Genomic DNA, 19,558 nt, shown 5'->3' on the forward strand with positions numbered 1-19,558 from the left:
TGCCAGTGTAATGTAAACGTTATGTAATTTCAATAGTATGCGATACACTCCACTGGAGACGGATGTACCAGCTGTTCGGACACTGTTTTTATGGGGTGGACATCGTATTTTCTTTTTATACGTTACTATATATTAGATACCAGAGCATCGTTTGAGTTGAGTATTCATTCCATTCTGTATTTTTACATTTTTTAGCGTATATTAGAACAATACTCAGATTAAAATAGACCCTTTTTTATTCTTAATTGTCATATTATTTGTAGTGAAAATATTTCGTAGTTACAAAATCGTATGTTCCGAAAGGAACTTGTCCACTACATACGGACTTTTTGAACAAATTGTGACAGAGTTCATTAAAGCGTTTTACTACATTTGTCTATCTTGTATGAACAACCTGCCATCGTGATGTTGGTTTTATGCTTACATTGCTTTAGTCTGTACATGTCATTCGATATGTATCATGTTTTGTTAACGTAACGAAGGTGTGTACGCAAACTTTTTTGATGGCACATACACTACGGTGGCTTGCATATGTATACGAGTTGGCATCCATGTCCTAATACTTTGATGGGATTAAATATTAATTGTAATCGTGTAATGATATCGCTATAGTTTAGCTTGGATTACCCGACTCACCAATCTGTACAATGCAAAAAAGGATGCATCCGCAGATACATCCTTTGCTTCTATACCGATCCACTTTACCTATCTGTTTTCTACTTTACCTATCCATTTGCTGCTTATTTTGCTGTCACACCTGTCTACTTTAAAAGTAAATGATAACATTCCATACAGCCTCAGCTTCGTATCCTGCATCATGTTCATTATACACTGATCATCTTCATCAACTTATTGCAGCGGTAAAATCACAATACGCTTAGCCAGCGCTACGCCTTCTTCATACCAGATCATCACAATATCGCCTGCTTTAAGTTCTGCCTCGTTTGCAGCCATATCGCTACCTGCTGCACCTTGTTCATGTTGCGTGCGATCTGATAAAGAACCGTCACCAGACGTATTGCCAGGCACGCCACCCGTCGGATCACCTGGCGTAGCTGGATTGCCGGTACTCCCCATCACTCCCGTACTAGCTGGATCGTTGGCATTTCCCTGCTGACTCGTTCCTGTAGCTGATCGGTCAGAGCGAGAACCTCCACCGATCCAGTTACCGCCACCTGCACCGTCCGCACTTCGATCCATGCTGCCGCCACGACTCGAACGTTCCATTAACGTGGACATTTGAGTGATACGAACGCTATCTGCCATTGTGATCGTCTTACGCTCACCTGTTGCGGTATAGTCTGATCCATTTGTTCCTCTGGTAGCTGTATCGGATGAACCTGGCGTTCCTGTAATAGTCGTATCACTGTTCCTATTCGGTGTCGTTGAGTTGTTATTCGGTGTCGCCGAGCGTGCCTTATTGGTGCTCGACTCCAGCAGTTCTACTTTCACCTTTTTACCATCGACCGATACCACGCGACCGATCAGATCGGGATTGGCCAGCTCGCGCATGCCTGCATCACGTATTCCATTCATTGGTCTCATCATGCCAGCACCCGTACCTGAAGCGGCTGCGGCACTTAATTTAATATTTTGTGATGTGATCGGGTTACACGCACTAAGCAGGACTACACTTCCGAGCAGCACCGTTATCATTGCGAGTGTACGCCTGCGAGCATGCACAATAGTAGAACAAGCTGGCCGAATAGACTTTTCGCCACAGCTACTTTTACCTGTGCCATGATGATAAGGTGAAGGATTTTTCATGTCTGGTTGTGAGCGATCGCTTTGGTGTGGATACATCATTGTTCACCTCTCTTCGTAGGCTGCGTTACGGCAAGAAATGACCATCCTTTACGATGCAGCAGCCATTCGTACACATCCCGAAAGCCCATATACGACAGTATAATAAGCAGCGGATACACCGGGAATACATACCGTGATTTAATTTCCCATAATAGATAAAAACCGATAAAGCCCAGAATCACAAGCACCAGCGATACCTCTTCATAACGCTTTGCACGGAAGCTGCCAATTAATCGAATTAGCATAAACACATACATCAGGAAACTGATCGTATAGGCGATCCAGAGTACGCCCAGACGATAAGGCGAATTGCCAGCAAATAGCTCGGTAATCGGATTGGTATAGCTGTAGCTACCCATAATGCCACGCATACGAAGTCCATCCGCATTCGTGCCATCTGTACCTATGCCATAACGTTCCAGCTGATACGTGCCTTCTGTCCATGTCCAGATGAGCTTTTTGTAATACATTTCCGCCAGCTGTTTAGGTGTAGCGTCAGACAGCTTCTGTTCGATCGATTGCTTGTACAGTTCCGCACTTTCTGCCTTATTATAATCGGCCTCGCGCTGATAAATAATATAGCTCTCCATATTGTCCCAAAAGCCAAATCGCTGCAAATTGATCCCCATATTCAGCCACATATAAACAGGTGCCGAATTCGCAGTGACCGAGCCGGACACTTTACCGCTACTCTGTAACCAGGCATTTTGTGCCCATGACGGTACATTGAACAGCGCACCCAGGATCACGATACTGAGGATGAGCTTTTTCCACCCTATACTCCGCAATCGCAACAGCAGTGTAATGACAATCGCAATCAGGAAAATAACGCCGATTCCGCGTAAATAATTGCCCAATGCTAGCAAAATCGCCGCCAACACAATATGCTTCACTTTCGGTTCTCTCATAAATCGTAGCGCAAAATAAAATCCACTGATCAACAGCGATGTTCCCACCACATCGTTGTAGATCAAATTGTTCATAAACAGTGCTGGAATAAATGTCGCTGCAAACACAAGCACACCATAATCTCTACGTGGACGCTGTGGATTTAATTGCTTATAGATCAGGTAGATCATACACGTCGTCAGCAGCATAAATAAAATATTAAATAGCTTAATCACAATATAATTATCCGGGAAGATCGCCAGTAGTGCTTCCAAATAGAGCACAATCGAATAATTAAACGGGAACATATGCAAATAGCCACCTGGTTGGAAACTGGAATAGTCACCTTTATACAGCATACTGAGCGCCAGTCCTACTACAGTTTGCGAATCATCGGTTGGCTGACGCGGGAAAATAAAAATAATTGCCAGCTGAATGATAAAAGAACCGAGCAGGACAAGTGGAATAATCGTGCGCGGTCGGTAAGCTTCCAGCTTCAGACAAAGCCGATACAGTACAACAGCTAACACGACCAGTACAATGATAAGCGGCAAGAAAACGAGCCACTGCTGCTGTTCCAATAGCGGATTATCCGCATACACCGCATAAATATACTCTGCTCGTATAAAAAAGCAGGACACAATAAAGAGAGCTGTAAAAAAGATCAGCAGCCCATATAGCATTTTCTGAAACCAGGTTTGCATGCAAAAACCCCTTTGCGTAGTATAATGTTTGCCAGCTGTGCAAGGAACCGTATATCGATGATGTGAGATCGTAAAATCGGGGCAGATCGCTTATTTTCTATCGTCTCTGTCGATCTATCGCCGCTATTATAAAGGGTAAACATGAAAAATGCCTGAAAATCAGCACAGAAATGTATAAATTTTATCGCTAGCTTGCTTCAAGTCGCTGAACCAATCGTATTATTCACATCAAAAATCCCTTATGTGTAAGGCAAGTGGCATTCTCTACTCGTTGCTAGAAAATGCTGCCATCACATAAGGGACACTGTATCAAATTATCGTTTTAAGGTGTTGCGATCCAGCTTTATTTCGATACAACTCATTCCATACAAACCGTTCATGAAATCGATTATTTTACCGAATGAACAGCAGCCAGCAATTGCTCACTGCTAATCGGTTGTTGTACCGACATCGAGTACGTATAACCGTTCTGCTCCCATGTTGCCAGTGTGAACCGTTTATCATTACCTTTAATCGTAATCGAAGCGCCATTCTCCGTCATGATACGTGTATCGCTATAATCTCCATAATCGCCGCTAATATCGCCGCTACCTGGCTGCATACGGAAGGTTAGCACGTTATTGCTGCCTGTATAAACTAGTTCTGCCAGCTTGTCGCTTAATGAATATTGCGTTTGTTCAGACTTGAATGGCAGTGCGTTAACCTGTTTCACATGATAGCCTGCTGCCTTCGTCAGCGCTGCCAGCGAATCATAGCTCTGTGCACCTGTAATGATCATAGCACGATCAGATGGGGCATTTGTGCTATAAGGTGTTTTCATATCAGATGCTTGGGGTGGTACAGAAGTTCCTGATCTAGGCGCGGTTTGGTTCGTTTCTGGGGCATTCAAGCTTGTACCAGCTTCCTGCCCTGTACCCGGCGCAAAACCATGCTGTGCCGCCAGCACACCTGCCAGTACGACAATCATACTGGCTGCGGCAACCATATATTTTTGATAACGTGTCCACAGCGATGGCTTCGCCGGCGCAGTATTTGCTTTGGTGATGTCCGCTGTGCGAATGCGTTCCATAATGCGCTCATGCATCTCAGGCGTGACCTGAATCCGCTCCATAATCTCATTGTATTTGTTGCGCTTACGCGGCTCACTCGTCAAAGTCATACTCCTCCTTCAATACTTGCTTTAGCTTTTCCCGTGCACGATGCAGTAAAGAACGCACGGTCGTTTCCTTTTTGCCAATCATTTCTGCGATATCCGCTGTAGGATAGCCTTCCTGATAAAACAGGTGCATCACCTCGCTGTACATTTCCGGCAAGCGCTGAACCGCTTCCCATACAAATTGAAGTTGCTGCTCCCCATCGGCGATCAGTCCTTCATCCAGCTCGCTCGTCTGGCGGATCCGATTATAACGAATTTTATTTTTACATAGATTAATAGCTACCCGTAGTAACCACGCCTTCTCATGACTTGGACTGTTAAATGCCGGAGCGGATCGCATATAACGAATGATCGTATCCTGCACCATATCTTCCGCTTCCATCATATTGTGCAAGTACGAATACGCCAGCCGTAAAATAGAATTACCGTATTGCTCTAACACCCGTTCTGCCTGAAGATTCATTTCTTCTCGCCCGCTATGCGAACGATCCAGCGTAGCTACATTGTCACGAGTCGACTCATGACGCAAGCTATCGGATTGTTGCTCTTTATCAGTCACTGCTTTCCAAACCGACGCAAGCTTTGCGACCATCTGCTTCACTTTACCTTTTAGCGCTTGAAAAGGATTATATATAGAAGTACCTGTCTCAAACAAAAAATGACCCCCTACACGACAAATTAAGGATTGATGTAACACTCGAAATGGAATTACCAGGGAATATAGCAGTAGATCCAACATCCGGTCTGTACAAACCGCCTGTTTGTTGCTTTTACAACTCCCTTCATTATACGTGATTATACGGATACTGTCGTCATCGTTTTGGATGTAAGGTACTGTACCTAGTACACAATGACAGAGGAATTATTGTTGCGCTATACCTCGGATTTATACTTAAAAAGAGTCTAACCGATCTGGCCGTTTTTCCTGTAAAATAGGGCCTGAATGCCGTATAGATACATGTTTTATGCCTATGTGCTCTATAAGTACTGCACCTACGGATTCTGCATGTATATGCTTTTTGAGAGCGGACTGTAAAACATTACTAGTTCAAAACATGAGCCACTACAGACAGGCAAAAAACATCCCGAAATAAGGTTCGGAATGCTTTTTGCCTGATACTAGCATCATCTTAGTCCGATAATTCGTCCTATGATCGGCTGCTGATGTCAGCTTTTATTTTACATGAACGGTATAGATGATCGTTTGCACCGGTTTGTCGCCTTTTTCCCATTCACGCTCATACGTAAACGTGATTTTGTATGTTCCTGGCTTGGTCGCTTTAAATGTCCATGTTTTGTTTGTAGGTGCACCAACGATTGGATCGCCATCTTTGCTTTTACTGTTGGAAGCGGTCGCCTGTTCTGCTGCTTTGACCAGTTCAAGCTGTGCATCGGCTTTGTACGTCCAGGAATAGCCAGTCGAATCGTTTTGTTCCAGCTTAATATTGAATGTTTTACCTGCGACAGCTTCGATCGTTTTGTCCACTACAGTCGATTGATCGGCTGCTTTTTTATCGCTTACTTTGATCGTGTAGATGACGGTTTCGGCTGGCTTCGCATCTTTTTTCCATGCTGGGCCATAATTAAACGTTACTTTATACGTACCTGCCTTATCCGCTTTGAATTTCCATGTTTTGATCGTTGGTTTGGTCATTCCGTCCTGTCCTTTTGGAGCTTTTTCAGACTTGGACACGAATGTGATGCCTTTGTCGGTAGTGTATGTCCAGGAATAACCGTTTGATCCAATCTCTTCGTGATTGATCGTAAATGTTTGACCTGCTGCGACTTCGATCGTTTTGTTGGTGACTTTGGATGTCGTAGTTTTTTGCTGTTCTGTAGTAACTTTCGTCATTGTCACTGGTGCTGCATGGATAACATTTGCTCCTACACCGGTTCCAAGCAATCCGAGGCAACCTGCTGTAAGTGCGATTGCTTTCCATGCTTGACGACGTGCTGTTTTTTGTACAGGTTGGTTATTTGTCATTTTTTTCATTTAAATACACTCCTTGTCAACCTGCTGTTACAGGTTGTTGATTGGGTTTGTTTGACTTCATTGTAAGTTGATCTTGTTGCTCTCTTGCTTCTATCCTATATACACCAGCCGCTTAGCTATTGTTGCAATGTGGACAAATATTCTCATTATTTTATATTTCAATTGTTCATTGTTTACGCAGTGCATATGCGTAGCTTGTTAATTTTGTGCATGGGTGAATGGGGAAAGAAAAGAATTACTTGACCTGAACAGTGTAGACTACCGTTTCGGCTGGTTTGTCGCCTTTTTCCCATTCACGCTCATACGTAAATGTGATTTTGTATGTTCCTGGCTTGGTCGCTTTGAATGTCCATGTTTTGTTTGTAGGTGCACCAACGATTGCATCGCCATCTTTGCTTTTACTGTTGGAAGCGGTCGCCTGTTCTGCTGCTTTGAGCAGTTCAAGCTGTGCATCGGCTTTGTACGTCCAGGAATAGCCAGTTGAATCGTTTTGCTCCAGCTTGATATCGAATGTTTTGCCTGCGACAGCTTCGATCTTTTTGTCGACAACAGTCGATTGATCGGCTGCTTTTTTATCGCTTACTTTGATCGTATAGATGACAGTTTCGGCTGGTTTGGCATCTTTTTTCCATGCTGGGCCGTAATTAAACGTTACTTTATACGTACCTGCCTTATCCGCTTTGAATTTCCATGTTTTGGTCGTTGGTTTGGTCATTCCGTCCTGCCCTTTAGAAGCTTTTTCAGACTTGGACACGAATGTGATGCCTTTATCGGTAGTGTACGTCCAGGAATAACCGTTCGATCCGAGTTCTTCGCGATTGATCGTAAATGTTTCCCCTGCTGCGACTTCGATCGTTTTGTTGATGACTTTGGATGTCGCAGTTTTTTGCTGTTCTGTAGTAATTTTCGTCATTGTCACTGGTGCTGCATGGATGACATTTGCTCCTACACTAGTTCCAAGCAATCCGAGGCAACCTGCTGTAAGTGCGAGTACTTTCCATCCTTGACGACGTGCTGTTTTTTGTACGGGTTGGTTATTTGTCATTTTTTTCATTTAAATACACTCCTTGTCAACCTGCTGTTACAGGTTGTTGATTGGTTTTGTTTGACTTCATTGTAAGTTTGTCATGTTGTTTTCTTGCTTCTATCTTATATACACCAGTCGCTTAGCTATTGTTGCAATGTGAGTAACTATTTTTATCATTTTATATTTTAGTCGTTCAATGTTCACGCAGGGCATATGCTTGGCTTGTTAGTTTCCTGCATAGGTGAATCGTAAAAGATAAAGATTACTTGACCTGAACAGTGTAGACTACCGTTTCGGCTGGTTTGTCGCCTTTTTGCCATTCACGCTCATACGTAAACGTGATTTTGTATGTTCCTGGCTTGGTCGCTTTAAATGTCCATGTTTTGTTTGTAGGTGCGCCAACGATCATATCACCATCTTTGCTTTTACTGTTGGAAGCAGTCGTCTGTTCTGCTGCTTTGACCAGTTCAAGCTGTGCATCGGCTTTGTACGTCCAGGAATAGCCAGTCGAATCGTTTTGCTCCAGCTTGATATCGAATGTTTTGCCTGCGACAGCTTCGATCTTTTTGTCGACAACAGTCGATTGATCGGCTGCTTTTTTATCGCTCACTTTGATCGTATAGATGACGGTTTCGGCTGGTTTGGCATCTTTTTCAGTACGTTCATAGTTGAAGGTCACTTTATATGTGCCTGCCTTTGTCGCTTTGAACGTAAATATTTTATCATTTGGCATACCCACAATAGGAATATTCTGTTTGTCGACGCTAGCAGGTATTGGGGATACTTCAGCTTCCTTTATAAAATGAATATTCGGATCTGCTTTGTAACTCCATGCATAACCGGTTGATTCATTTTCTTGCAGCTTGATTGTAAATGGTTGACCTGTGACCGTGGTCATCGTTTTGTTCACTACTTTAGATTCATTCACTGCCGAGCCTCCTTCGCTCATCGAACTAATAGCTTGAATCGTAATCGGTTGTTTTGGAGTATAGGCATTCACTGGAGAAGCTGCGTAGATCATACCACTGCCTGCTCCAATCAATGAAAGACAACCTGCTGTTAATAAAATCGCTTTGAATCCTTGACGACGTGTTGCTTTTTCTGTTTTTGCAGTCTGCTTTTGATTCATTGGGTTTGTCATTTCGAATCTCTCCTCTGCTTAGTACGTTGTTACACGCGTTTAATATTTAGTGTAGTGCTGAGTTGGCTGTTTCTTAAATGTGCTGTTTCTTAGGTGCTGTAGGTTGTTGTCTCATGTAATGTGGTGTTGCTGTCTTGCTTTCTATCTCATATACACGGCTTATTTCGCAATTGTTGCAACTGTTCCGAATAATATTTAAAACAATACATAGTATCGCTTATCTTTGGTACGACCGACACGCTGTCTATGTATGCCTATTTTGTGAGCGATTCTATTTACTTCTGTTTTATCGATATCGACACAAACAAACGACAGGGAAAACAAAAAACCTCCCGATGCATGCATCGCATCGAGAGGTTGGAACAGTATACTTTTGTATGGCTTTAGTGATATGGGTTCAATAGTGCTTGATCATCAAGTAGACGCGCCTGTTAAGCGGGATCATCAACTGTCGACAAAGACTAACTCTGCCAAACCGAAGCACTCCATTCTTCATTCAAAAACACAGCTTACGACAAACGTCCGCTGAAATCTTCAAATTGGAATGTGCGAATGACACGGGCACCTTCTTCATCATTATAGCTTACGATTGAAGGCAAGTTTACACCGTTAAACATATGATTTTTTACCATGCTGTAGATCGCCATATCTGTAAATACGAGACGATCGCCAGGTTGCAGTGGCTCAGGGAACGAATAATCTCCGATCACATCGCCTGCTAGACAGGTCAGCCCGCCCAGACGGTATGTGTGTGGATGCTCGCCCGGTTTGCCAGAACCGATAATATGCGGGCGATATGGCATCGCCAGTACATCCGGCATATGGCACTCTGCCGACGTATCGAGAATCGCAATGTCCATGCCATTTTTCATCGTATCCAGTACGGTAGCGACGAGGTAGCCCGCATTCAGCGCAATCGCTTCGCCTGGCTCCAGATAGACTTCAACATTGTACGTTTCTTTAATATGCGTAATGCAGCGGCATAGCGTATCCAGATCGTAGTCTGCACGAGTAATATGGTGTCCCCCACCAAAGTTTACCCATTTCATTCCATGCATGTACTTGCCGAACTTCTCTTCTACGACCTGGAGTGTACGTTCCAGTGTATCGGAGTTTTGTTCACACATCGTATGGAAATGCAAACCATCGATGCCTTCCAGATCGCTTTCATCGAAATTATCGAGCGTTGTGCCCATGCGGGAATAGTTGTAGCAAGGATCATACAGTGGCACTTCGATTTCGGAATACTCCGGATTGATACGAATGCCGCAGCTGATCTTTTTGTCCGCGCTTTGTACACGGTCTTTGAAACGGTGCCATTGGGAAAACGAGTTGAATACGATATGATCGCTATATTTCATCATTTCATCGAATTCGGCATCGACATAAGCCGGTGCGTACACATGCGTTTCCTTGCCCATTTTCTCATAGCCGAGGCGTGCCTCAAACAGAGAACTGGACGTTACACCTTTCAAATATTGTCCTACCAACGGGTACAGTGCATGCATCGAGAAGCCCTTTTGAGCTAGCAGGATATGTGCACCTGTACGCTGTTGTACGGAATCCAGAATCTCCAGGTTTTTCACGAGTAGACGCTCGTCTACAACATAACTTGGAGAGGGAACAGTGCTATAATCAATCGGTTTAAGGTTATCGGTCATTTCCTTCTCCCTTACCCTTAGTCAAGCAGCGTTGGCGAGAAATCTTCTTGCCAAGGCAGACCTTGTTTGTTCAGTTGCTCCATGAATGGGTCCGGGTTCATTTCTTCTACGTTGTACACGCCGGCTTTCATCCACTCGCCTTTGATCATCAGCATCGCGCCGATCATCGCAGGTACACCTGTTGTATAAGAAATCGCCTGAGAACCTACTTCACGGTAACATTCCTGATGGTCACATACATTGTATACATAGTATGTTTTCTCTTCGCCATCTTTTGTACCTTGAGCGATAATACCGATGTTCGTTTTCCCTTTCGTTCTTGGACCGAGGGAAGCTGGATCAGGCAGGATCGCTTTTAGGAATTGCAGTGGAATGATTTGTTGGCCTTCAAACTCAATCGGCTCAATCGAAGTCATACCTACATTTTCCAGTACTTTCAGGTGAGTCAGGTAGTTTTGTGAGAATGTCATCCAGAAACGAATCTTTTTGATACCTGGAATGTTTTTCGCCAGGGACTCCAGCTCTTCATGGTACAGCAGGTAAATATCTTTCGGTCCGATTTCAGGCAGATCGTATACTTTTTTCTCGGACAATGGCGCTGTTTCGATCCATTCGCCGTTTTCGTAATAACGACCGTTTGCTGTAATTTCGCGGATATTGATCTCCGGGTTAAAGTTCGTTGCGAATGGATAGCCGTGGTCACCAGCATTCGCATCTACGATATCAATCGTATGGATTTCGTCAAAATAGTGCTTTACAGCATAAGCGGAGAATACGCCCGTTACGCCTGGATCAAAGCCGCATCCGAGCAGAGCCATAATGCCAGCTTCTTCGAATTTCTGTTTATAAGCCCACTGCCAGCTATACTCGAATTTTGCCGTTTCAGGCGGTTCGTAGTTTGCTGTATCCAGGTAGTGAGTCTTGGTCGCAAGACATGCGTCCATAATAGTCAAATCCTGGTACGGAAGCGCAACGTTGATTACAACGTCAGGACGGAAACTTTCGATCAGTGCGATGATCTCATCCGTATTGTCGGCATCGAGCTGCGCGGTACTAATCTTGGTCTTCCCTCCGTCCAATTTATTTTTCAAAGCTTCACATTTTTCAACTGTACGGCTTGCGATACAGATCTCCTCAAATACATCTGGATTCTGCACGCATTTGTGTACAACCACACTAGCCACGCCGCCGGCGCCGATAATTAACGCTTTTCCCAAAATATTGACCTCCCTAAAGTCCGTTTCGTTTTGCTCTAATTGTCAGGTTATACCTGAACATGCTAATGGACAGGTGTCAAAGTTCACCTGCCAATCAAAAACGCCAACGTTGATTATACATAACTATCCGCAGTTAATCAATAAAAATCGACAAATTCCGTTATGGCACATGTTTAGTCACCATTTTTCTTGAGAATGCTCTGAAATGCACGTGAATACTTAATTTTCCAAGCTTTAGCGCAGTAAATGATGTGGGTAAAAAGGCTGATTTTTGGATAGGATAAGATTTAATTTTTTAAAATGGATATTTATACGTTTGGTATGGATCGAATATATTTGCTTCCAATGTACAGCTTTTATTCGATCGTCTGAACGATGAAGATGCTAAATACAAATGAAATAAATGTGCACTCCCTGTATCTTCCATTTAGTGGTTATTGTATGTTTGAAGGAAATGGCTATAGCTCATTAGAATGTGCATGAACAATCATTAAACGGCTGTAAAATATAACGATAGTATGGAAAAAAGACAGATCGAAATAATGTACAATCAAAGCGGATTCTATTTATTCATATTAATTCAATTTTATGTAAAATTAACGGTTGTCTAAAATGTATATTTATAAATTTAAAATTATAAATAATCGATATTACCTTTTTCAAAAAACTATAGCTACTCGTTTAACTAGCTATGAATCTATTATATCGGTGTACGATCATTACGAATTCCTAACCGCTGATCGATCCTGTACAACAAAAATAACACTGCATTTACAATTAAAGCTCAGATGATCGGTATGAACGATTACATTTTTGCTATTTCAAGCTTATCATGCCAGGTTTGAACCGCAAGTAAGCCAATTAGCTTTATCGACACCATTTTACATTATGTACATAGTTACATTCATTATAGTTAATAAAACTATTCCATACTAGATATGCAATTACTTAAATATGTATGGAGGCTTTATCATGACCAAGAAACTGATGTCCACTCCGTTTAAGCTGTTCATGGTTACTACATTAAGCACTACACTTGCACTGACTACAACGTCAGCTCATCTTCTTCCGCTAACAGCTAAAGCGCAAGCAGCGACCAAGCAATCCGTTTCTGCTTCTCCAGCTACGATAACTCCGATCAAACATGTCGTTGTGTTATTTCAGGAAAATGTCGCGTTTGATCATTATTTTGGTACGTATCCTTATGCGCTTAATCCGAAAGGTGAACCTGCATTCCGCCCCGCCTCCAACACCCCTACAGTGAATGGATTAAGCAGCGTATTGTTGACGAAAAATCCGAATGGCGTTAATCCGCAGCGATTGGATCGCTCGCAGGCGTTAACCGCAGATATGGATCATAGCTACTCCGCAGAGCAAAGTGCATTCAATGGTGGCAAAATGGATCAATTTGTGAAATATGGTGGTAAAGGTTCAAGCGTTGTCATGGATTATTTTGATGGTAATACCGTAACGGCGATGTGGAATTATGCGCAGCATTATACGTTGAACGATAATTCATTTGGCACCGGATATGGTCCATCTACGCCGGGTGCTCTGAATCTGATCTCCGGTCAAACGCATGGGGTCAAACTATATAGTGCCAACGCAACCGCGCATGGCGAATTGTCTACCTCCCAACCAGATAGCCGTACAATCACCGATGATTACAATCCGTATTATGATAAAGATTCTACAGGAACGACCGCCGCTATGGATGATACGAACAAAAACGTCGGCGATCTGCTTAACCAAAAAGGCGTAACCTGGGGTTGGTTCCAGGGTGGTTTCCGCAATGCAAAAGAGCAGCATAAAAACATTGGCGGGCATACGTCGACAGATTACAGCCCACATCACCAGCCATTCCAATATTACAAATCCACTTCCAATCCAAACCATGTAGCCCCTTCATCCAATACCATGATTGGTAAAAGCGATCGTGCTAATCATCAATATGATATGACGGATTTCTGGACGGCAGCCGATGCGGGTCATCTGCCAGCAGTCAGCTTTTTGAAAGCACCGATGTATCAAGATGGACATGCTGGTTATTCCGATCCGATCGATGAGCAGGTGTTTTTAACGAACACAATTAACAAACTGCAACAATTACCAGAATGGAAAAATACAGCCGTGATCATTGCCTACGATGATTCTGATGGTTGGTATGATCATGTGATGCCACCACTCGTAAATGGTTCTAATGATCCAAAGTTAGATACGCTTAATGGTCAAGGCGATGCAGGAACACCTAAAATGGGCGATTATAAAGGTCGTGCTGGCTACGGACCACGGTTGCCGCTATTGATCATTTCGCCATATGCTAAGAAAAACTATGTCGACAATACGTTAACTGACCAATCCAGCATTTTAAAATTTATCGAGGACAACTGGCAGCTCGGTCGCATCGGTGACCACTCGATGGATGCAGTCGCAGGCACATTAACACATATGTTCGACTTCAACAGCAAAGTGAGAAATACGCCGTTGTTCCTGAATCCTCATACTGGTGAAGCTGAAAGTGAAAAAGAAGCCGCTGCTCAAGCGAAACAGTATATCGCGCAAATGTACATGGATGTGAAGTAATATCAGATACGCAGCAAATGAGGCACTTCAAGTGATGATGTAGTGAAGCTTATATCGGCTGGATACCCATTGCTGTAAACGATGAGGTATCCAGCTTTGTTTTCATAATATAGGCAGAAGTCAGCGATGTTTATTTTACTCACGCAAAGGATGATGGAATGATGATCGAACCGTTTTGGAGCGGATTGATGTTGATAGGTTCAGTATCGATAATGATGTTAGCCATAAAACCGATGACTTCGTTGCAACACAATGAACGACGCCCATTGAAGAAACGGCTCCACTATGCAGTGATAGGATCGCTGCTTGCCATAACTCTTGGATCGTGGCTGAGCGCGACAGATTGGACGCCAACGGCAAGCGCCGATCGTATGCCTGGTATGGATTCTAAATCTATGCCACAGATGTCGAAGGCTGCTTCTAGTTCCACCTCTAGCTCGTCTGCTACCTCCTCATACACATCTACTGCTGCGTCTAGCACGTCTAACGCATCTGGTACATCTGGTACATCTGGTACATCTGGTACATCTGGTACATCTGGTACATCTGGTACATCTGGTACAGATGATTTTAAGCTGACCGACAAACAAATTGACCAGCAAAATCAGACTGCCGTCCATATGATGAACGAGCAAGCACTACGCCCAACGATATTAGCCGATGGCACAAAACAATTCGTACTGAACGCTTCTACTTTTGCATGGAGCTTGTATCCGGGAAAAGTTATGGAAGGCTGGGGATTTAATGGGAGTATTCCTGGTTCGCTGATCCGTTTGACCGTTGGCGATCAGGTGGACATCGTTGTGCATAATCGACTGAGCGAGCCGATGACGGTTCACTGGCATGGCTTACAGGTGCCGAATGCGATGGATGGTGTGCCTGGTATGCCTAATCCAGACATTCAACCGAACGGAAGCTTCGATTACAAATTTACCGTCACCGAGCAAATGGTCGGTACGCACTGGTATCACAGTCATTATAATGATGATTTTCAGGTCGATGCAGGAATGTATGGAGCTATCATTGTAGACGATCAACCTGCTACCGATTCGAATAAGCAAACGACTACTGAGCAGCCAGCCTATGATGTGGACAAACTATTTATGTTAGGTGCTACCAAAGTGGACGGCGCCGATCCTGAAAATGTATTTACGATCAACGGTAGAGCCTATCCGTACACACCGCAAATGACCGTGCAAAAAGGACAGCGTGTACTGCTCCGTCTGGTTAATGCTAGCGCGGAAGATTACCATGCGATCACACTGGATGGCTACCCACTGACGATTGTCGCTGAAGATGGACAGCCATTACCCGATCCGCAACAGGTCAGCGTCGTATCGATTGCACCAAGTGAAACGCTGGATGTTGCTTTTACCGCCAATCGTGCCGGTGACTGGTGGTTTCACAGTACGATCGCAAGCGAGCTGTCCAATCCTGACGACACCGCGGACACGATGGGTGGTATGATGACGCTCATCCATGTGAAGTAAGGAGGCTTGATCATATGACAAATGACCAACTATGGACGAAAGCAGGCTGGATGATTGCGTTTATCATTGGAATGTATAGATACGATTTGCTCGTCTCCCCTACCGGGCTAGATACAAAAGCAAAACGAAATACAAAACGATGGTCTTCATTCAGCGCACACATACATCGCTACCGTACACCTGTGTATTTTAAAATAATGACACTGCTTTCACTCTGTCTGTTGCTGATATCGCTATCTGCGCCGCCGCTGCTGGCACAATCTGCTGCCGCTGCTGACCAAACGTCTGCGGATCATTCCTCTGTGAAAGATCTCATTATGAACGCGCCGCCGCTAGCGACCAATGCGGTCACGCCCGGTGTGATGGATGCGGATACCGATGCATTGACCAAAACGAATATACTCGCACAAAATCGAATGGCAGCTGACATTATGAACGAACAATCATTACAGCCACATCTCTTACCTAACGGAACGAAACAGTTTACATTAACCGCTGCTCCGCTAGTATGGAATTTATATGAGCAGAAAAATATTCAGGCATGGGGATATAACGGGCAAATTTCCGGGCCTTTATTGCGTGTGAAGGTAGGCGATACGGTCAGTATCGTGCTGAAAAATGAATTACCCGAGCCGACCAGCCTCGGCTTTAGCGGCATCTCCGTTCCAGCCACTATGGGCGGTCTGCCGCAGCCTACCGTTGCACCACATGCTTCGTTAACATACAGCTTTAAAATAACGAGCGATATGGTAGGTACTCATAGCTATTTCAGTACGACTGATATGGACAAGCAAATCAATCACGGGTTGCATGGTGTTTTGTTAGTCGATCCGGCACAGGGCAAAGAGTATCCCGATGCAGATGTGAATGCGCTATTCGATATCGGTTCCTTTGTAGTCGATCAGAAGGTAGAAGAAAATGTATTTACGTTAAATGGCAAACCTTACCCCAATTCGCCAGAGCTATCGATCCAGCAAGGTCAGCATGTACTTGTTCGGATCGTAAATAGCAGTGCAGAATCATTCCATGCGATGCATCTGCACGGGTATACGTTCAAACTGGTTGCACAGGATGGGCATCATCTGAACAAGCCTGTATCGATGAATGTGGTTTCCGTTGCACCGGAAGAAACGGTCGATATCGAATTTACCGCTAATGCGCCAGGTATATGGATGTTCCACTGTCATATTCTCGATCATACGATGAATCCCGATGATGATGACGATGAGATGGGCGGGTTGATGACGAATTTTGTAGTGCATAGTACAGGAGCGAATCAGTCGATGCCAGCTGGGTCGATGGATGATATGGGATCCATGGGTGATATGAATGCTATGGCCAATAGCAAATCGTAATACTATGGAAAGCATACAATCTATAAATGCAAGAGATGTTATCATGCAGTTCACTTTATAGATGGATGTTATCGTTACTTTACGATTGGAACATTAATAATTTCAGAAGCAAGTAAATATAGAATGACTCTGTTGTCTACATGTACAACGGGATATAACTAGCTTTATACAGGCTGATTGTATTCCGTTGTGTTTTGTTCTTTTCGTGTGTTAGGGCGTGTACGCAACCTGTTTTTGCTGGACAGGCCCTACTGCGGCAAGCAATAAGGAGGGTTTGTACAGGAATCTACAGAACAGGAGGTTAGGGTAGATCCCCGTGCTCAGAATTGTAAAATATTTTGCTTTGCAAAAATCATTTTTATCGAACCTCGTGTTAGGAAATCGCTAACTCTAGAACTTGTACGATATTTTGCTTCGCAAAATCACTTTTCATTGAACCTCGTGTTAGCAAATCACTAACACTATAGCTGTAAAATATTTTGCTCCGCAAAAATTACTTTTTCATTGCACCTCGTGTTAGAAGATCACTAACACTGGAACTGTACGATATTTCGCTTCGCAAAAATCACTTTTTATTGAACCTCGTGTTAGCAAATCACTAACACTATAGCTGTAAAATATTTTGCTCCGCAAAAATCACTTTTTCATTGCACCTCGTGTTAGCAAATCACTAACACTATAGCTGTAAAATATTTTGCTCCGCAAAAATTACTTTTTCATTGCACCTCGTGTTAGAAGATCACTAACACTATAGTTCATCCTGTCCCTTTATTTCCTTACTGGCATAATAGTCGCTCCTACATACAAGTTTACGTCCACTCCTTAATACATATACAATTACAATTAGAATCATGATCCCGAAAGGAGCGTCCCACATGCCCAATCGCCCCACTTCCACTCACCCGATCTTGCTCGACATTCCTAATCAACTCGAAAGTGAGCGTCTACTCATTCGTGCTCCTCAGGCTGGAGATGGAGCAGCTATGAACGAAGCGATTTGTGAAAGTATCCACGAATTACAGCCGTGGATGCCGTGGGCGCAGCAAATGCCAACCGTTTATGAATCCGAGGCGAATTTGCGACTTGCTGGAGTTAAATTTATGGAGCGGCAAGACTTACAGCTGTTACTTTTCCATAGACAAACCGGGCAGTTTGTTGGTAGCAGCGGTCTACATGCGATCGATTGGCAGGTACGCAAATTTGAGATCGGCTACTGGGTACGAACATCGTATGCCGGGCAGGGCTATATTAGCGAAGCCGTGCGGACGATTACTCATTTTGCAGTAGAGCGTCTTCAGGCGAATCGAATTGAGATTCATTGTGACGCGAGCAATACGCAAAGCGCCAGAGTGGCGGAACGTTGCGGCTATACACTGGAAGGAACACTTCGGAATCACAAGCTTAATATGCGTGGCTCACTACGAGATACGATGATATTTGCCAAGGTTCGTGGTGCCGAGTATGAATGAATTGCATCACCGTGTCGCCAAATCCCGAATTTATGGGTAATGGTTCTCAAGCTTTGTTTCTATCGCTATCTTGATAACGATTGCATGTGAGCATGGATGAAATTAACAGCTCTAGCAAAATAGTTGGCGTATACGTCCTACAATACGAACGCTTGTAGCAACAATAATCCAAGGAATGAGGGATCTCGATGAATATGTCAGGGAATACGATTTTAATTACAGGTGGCGCTTCAGGCATTGGACTTGCTTTTGCAGAACGATTTATAGCGGCTGGGAATCGAGTAATTGTGTGTGGACGACGTGAAACGGCGTTGCAGGAAGCGCAAGCGAAGCTATCCGGTCTTGAAATCAAAGTATGCGATCTGAGTGAAGCTTCGGAACGGGTAGCTCTGTTTGATTGGGTCAATGAGCATTGCCCTGAAGTGAATGTGCTGGTGAACAATGCCGGGATTCAGCAACGTTTTCATATGATGAAGGCAGATGCCAGTCGCAATTGGAATTATTTTAGCAAAGAGATTGAGACCAATCTGGATGCACCCCTGCATCTGTGTATGCTGTTCGCTCCATTTTTAGCCAAAAAAGAAACGGCTGCGATTATCAACGTAACATCCGGTCTTGCGTTCACCCCATTTGCCATTGCGCCGATCTATTCCGCAACCAAGGCAGCGCTGCATTCTTTTACAATGAGTCTGCGCCATCAGCTGTCTGAAACTTCGGTCGAAGTGATCGAGGTAGCACCACCAGCTGTAAATACCGATCTGGGAGGAGCAGGGCTGCATACACAGGGCGAGCCACTGGCTGAATTTGCCGATGGTATTTTTGAAGGGTTAAACGAAGGCAAGCTGGAGATCGGCTACGGCAGCTCGGCAGATCGGCTGCGTATGTCACGCGATGATATCGATAAATATACCGAGCAAATGTATGCCGCAACGAAAAATATGGTATAAGTGTGTCTATACCTCTATACCTCTATACCTCTATACCTCTATACCTCTATACCTCATTATTGTTGGACTTTATAAAAAATAAAAACAGCCCACCTTCCGATTCATCCGGAAAGTGGGCTAT

Annotated in this window: 14 protein-coding genes; 5 read left to right on the plus strand and 9 right to left on the minus strand. The window is 43.9% G+C overall.

Annotated features, from left to right (window positions below; genetic code table 11):
- Positions 1–849: 849 nt before the first annotated feature.
- The 9 genes from AAHF22_RS00135 to AAHF22_RS00175 form a co-directional block, all read right to left on the minus strand.
- On the minus strand, positions 850–1,803 hold the full coding sequence (locus tag AAHF22_RS00135; RefSeq protein WP_347322943.1) for a hypothetical protein: 954 nt from the start codon (positions 1,801–1,803) through the stop codon (positions 850–852).
- Entirely contained in the window at positions 1,803–3,398 is a 1,596-nt protein-coding gene (locus AAHF22_RS00140; RefSeq protein WP_347322944.1) for an ArnT family glycosyltransferase, read from the minus strand. Before AAHF22_RS00140 ends, AAHF22_RS00135 begins: the two co-directional genes overlap by 1 nt.
- A 388-nt stretch (positions 3,399–3,786) precedes the next feature.
- Positions 3,787–4,557 (minus strand): hypothetical protein, encoded by a 771-nt coding sequence (locus AAHF22_RS00145; protein ID WP_347322945.1) that lies wholly within the window; start codon positions 4,555–4,557, stop codon positions 3,787–3,789.
- The gene (locus tag AAHF22_RS00150) at positions 4,541–5,209 is read right to left on the minus strand and encodes an RNA polymerase sigma factor (RefSeq protein WP_347322946.1); all 669 of its coding nucleotides are present in this window, start codon (positions 5,207–5,209) and stop codon (positions 4,541–4,543) included. Before AAHF22_RS00150 ends, AAHF22_RS00145 begins: the two co-directional genes overlap by 17 nt.
- Before the next feature lie 519 nt (positions 5,210–5,728).
- Positions 5,729–6,547 (minus strand): protease inhibitor I42 family protein, encoded by an 819-nt coding sequence (locus AAHF22_RS00155; protein WP_347322947.1) that lies wholly within the window; start codon positions 6,545–6,547, stop codon positions 5,729–5,731.
- A gap of 235 nt (positions 6,548–6,782) precedes the next feature.
- On the minus strand, positions 6,783–7,601 hold the full coding sequence (locus AAHF22_RS00160) for a protease inhibitor I42 family protein (RefSeq protein WP_347322948.1): 819 nt from the start codon (positions 7,599–7,601) through the stop codon (positions 6,783–6,785).
- 235 nt (positions 7,602–7,836) lie between these two features.
- A complete protein-coding gene (locus tag AAHF22_RS00165) occupies positions 7,837–8,715 on the minus strand; it encodes a protease inhibitor I42 family protein (protein ID WP_347322949.1) in 879 nt (292 codons plus the stop codon).
- A 509-nt stretch (positions 8,716–9,224) separates the two neighbouring features.
- Positions 9,225–10,376 carry a carboxynorspermidine decarboxylase gene (gene nspC / locus AAHF22_RS00170; protein WP_347322950.1) on the minus strand — a complete coding sequence of 384 codons (1,152 nt, stop codon included), beginning with the start codon at positions 10,374–10,376 and terminating at the stop codon, positions 9,225–9,227.
- A 17-nt stretch (positions 10,377–10,393) separates the two neighbouring features.
- Positions 10,394–11,593 (minus strand): saccharopine dehydrogenase family protein, encoded by a 1,200-nt coding sequence (locus AAHF22_RS00175; RefSeq protein ID WP_188775015.1) that lies wholly within the window; start codon positions 11,591–11,593, stop codon positions 10,394–10,396.
- A 972-nt stretch (positions 11,594–12,565) separates the two neighbouring features.
- Between AAHF22_RS00175 and AAHF22_RS00180 the strand changes: the two genes are divergently transcribed.
- The 5 genes from AAHF22_RS00180 to AAHF22_RS00200 all read left to right on the plus strand — a co-directional run bounded on the left by AAHF22_RS00180 (position 12,566) and on the right by AAHF22_RS00200 (position 19,437).
- Positions 12,566–14,176: a phospholipase C gene (locus AAHF22_RS00180; protein ID WP_347322951.1), complete on the plus strand. Its 1,611-nt coding sequence runs from the start codon at positions 12,566–12,568 to the stop codon at positions 14,174–14,176.
- A 161-nt stretch (positions 14,177–14,337) separates the two neighbouring features.
- Positions 14,338–15,666 (plus strand): multicopper oxidase family protein, encoded by a 1,329-nt coding sequence (locus AAHF22_RS00185; protein WP_347322952.1) that lies wholly within the window; start codon positions 14,338–14,340, stop codon positions 15,664–15,666.
- Positions 15,667–15,680: 14 nt separating this feature from the next.
- Positions 15,681–17,021, plus strand: coding sequence for a multicopper oxidase family protein (locus tag AAHF22_RS00190; RefSeq protein WP_347322953.1), 1,341 nt, complete (start codon positions 15,681–15,683; stop codon positions 17,019–17,021).
- A gap of 875 nt (positions 17,022–17,896) precedes the next feature.
- Positions 17,897–18,490 (plus strand): GNAT family N-acetyltransferase, encoded by a 594-nt coding sequence (locus AAHF22_RS00195; RefSeq protein ID WP_347322954.1) that lies wholly within the window; start codon positions 17,897–17,899, stop codon positions 18,488–18,490.
- Positions 18,491–18,678: 188 nt separating this feature from the next.
- Positions 18,679–19,437, plus strand: a complete 759-nt coding sequence (locus AAHF22_RS00200; RefSeq protein ID WP_347322955.1) for an SDR family oxidoreductase — start codon at positions 18,679–18,681, stop codon at positions 19,435–19,437.
- The last annotated feature ends 121 nt before the right edge of the window (positions 19,438–19,558 follow it).

Origin of the sequence: Paenibacillus wenxiniae (assembly GCF_039822605.1) — a bacterium.
Lineage (GTDB): Bacteria > Bacillota > Bacilli > Paenibacillales > Paenibacillaceae > Saccharibacillus > Saccharibacillus wenxiniae.

Coding starts and splice junctions, on each gene's coding strand:
- AAHF22_RS00185 (WP_347322952.1), top strand. CDS start 14,338: ATGATCGAACCGTTTTGGAGCGGATTGATGTTGATAGGTTCAGTATCG.
- AAHF22_RS00155 (WP_347322947.1), bottom strand. CDS start 6,547: ATGAAAAAAATGACAAATAACCAACCTGTACAAAAAACAGCACGTCGT.
- AAHF22_RS00145 (WP_347322945.1), bottom strand. CDS start 4,557: ATGACTTTGACGAGTGAGCCGCGTAAGCGCAACAAATACAATGAGATT.
- AAHF22_RS00135 (WP_347322943.1), bottom strand. CDS start 1,803: ATGTATCCACACCAAAGCGATCGCTCACAACCAGACATGAAAAATCCT.
- AAHF22_RS00165 (WP_347322949.1), bottom strand. CDS start 8,715: ATGACAAACCCAATGAATCAAAAGCAGACTGCAAAAACAGAAAAAGCA.
- AAHF22_RS00160 (WP_347322948.1), bottom strand. CDS start 7,601: ATGAAAAAAATGACAAATAACCAACCCGTACAAAAAACAGCACGTCGT.
- AAHF22_RS00200 (WP_347322955.1), top strand. CDS start 18,679: ATGAATATGTCAGGGAATACGATTTTAATTACAGGTGGCGCTTCAGGC.
- AAHF22_RS00190 (WP_347322953.1), top strand. CDS start 15,681: ATGACAAATGACCAACTATGGACGAAAGCAGGCTGGATGATTGCGTTT.
- AAHF22_RS00180 (WP_347322951.1), top strand. CDS start 12,566: ATGACCAAGAAACTGATGTCCACTCCGTTTAAGCTGTTCATGGTTACT.
- AAHF22_RS00195 (WP_347322954.1), top strand. CDS start 17,897: ATGCCCAATCGCCCCACTTCCACTCACCCGATCTTGCTCGACATTCCT.
- nspC (WP_347322950.1), bottom strand. CDS start 10,376: ATGACCGATAACCTTAAACCGATTGATTATAGCACTGTTCCCTCTCCA.
- AAHF22_RS00140 (WP_347322944.1), bottom strand. CDS start 3,398: ATGCAAACCTGGTTTCAGAAAATGCTATATGGGCTGCTGATCTTTTTT.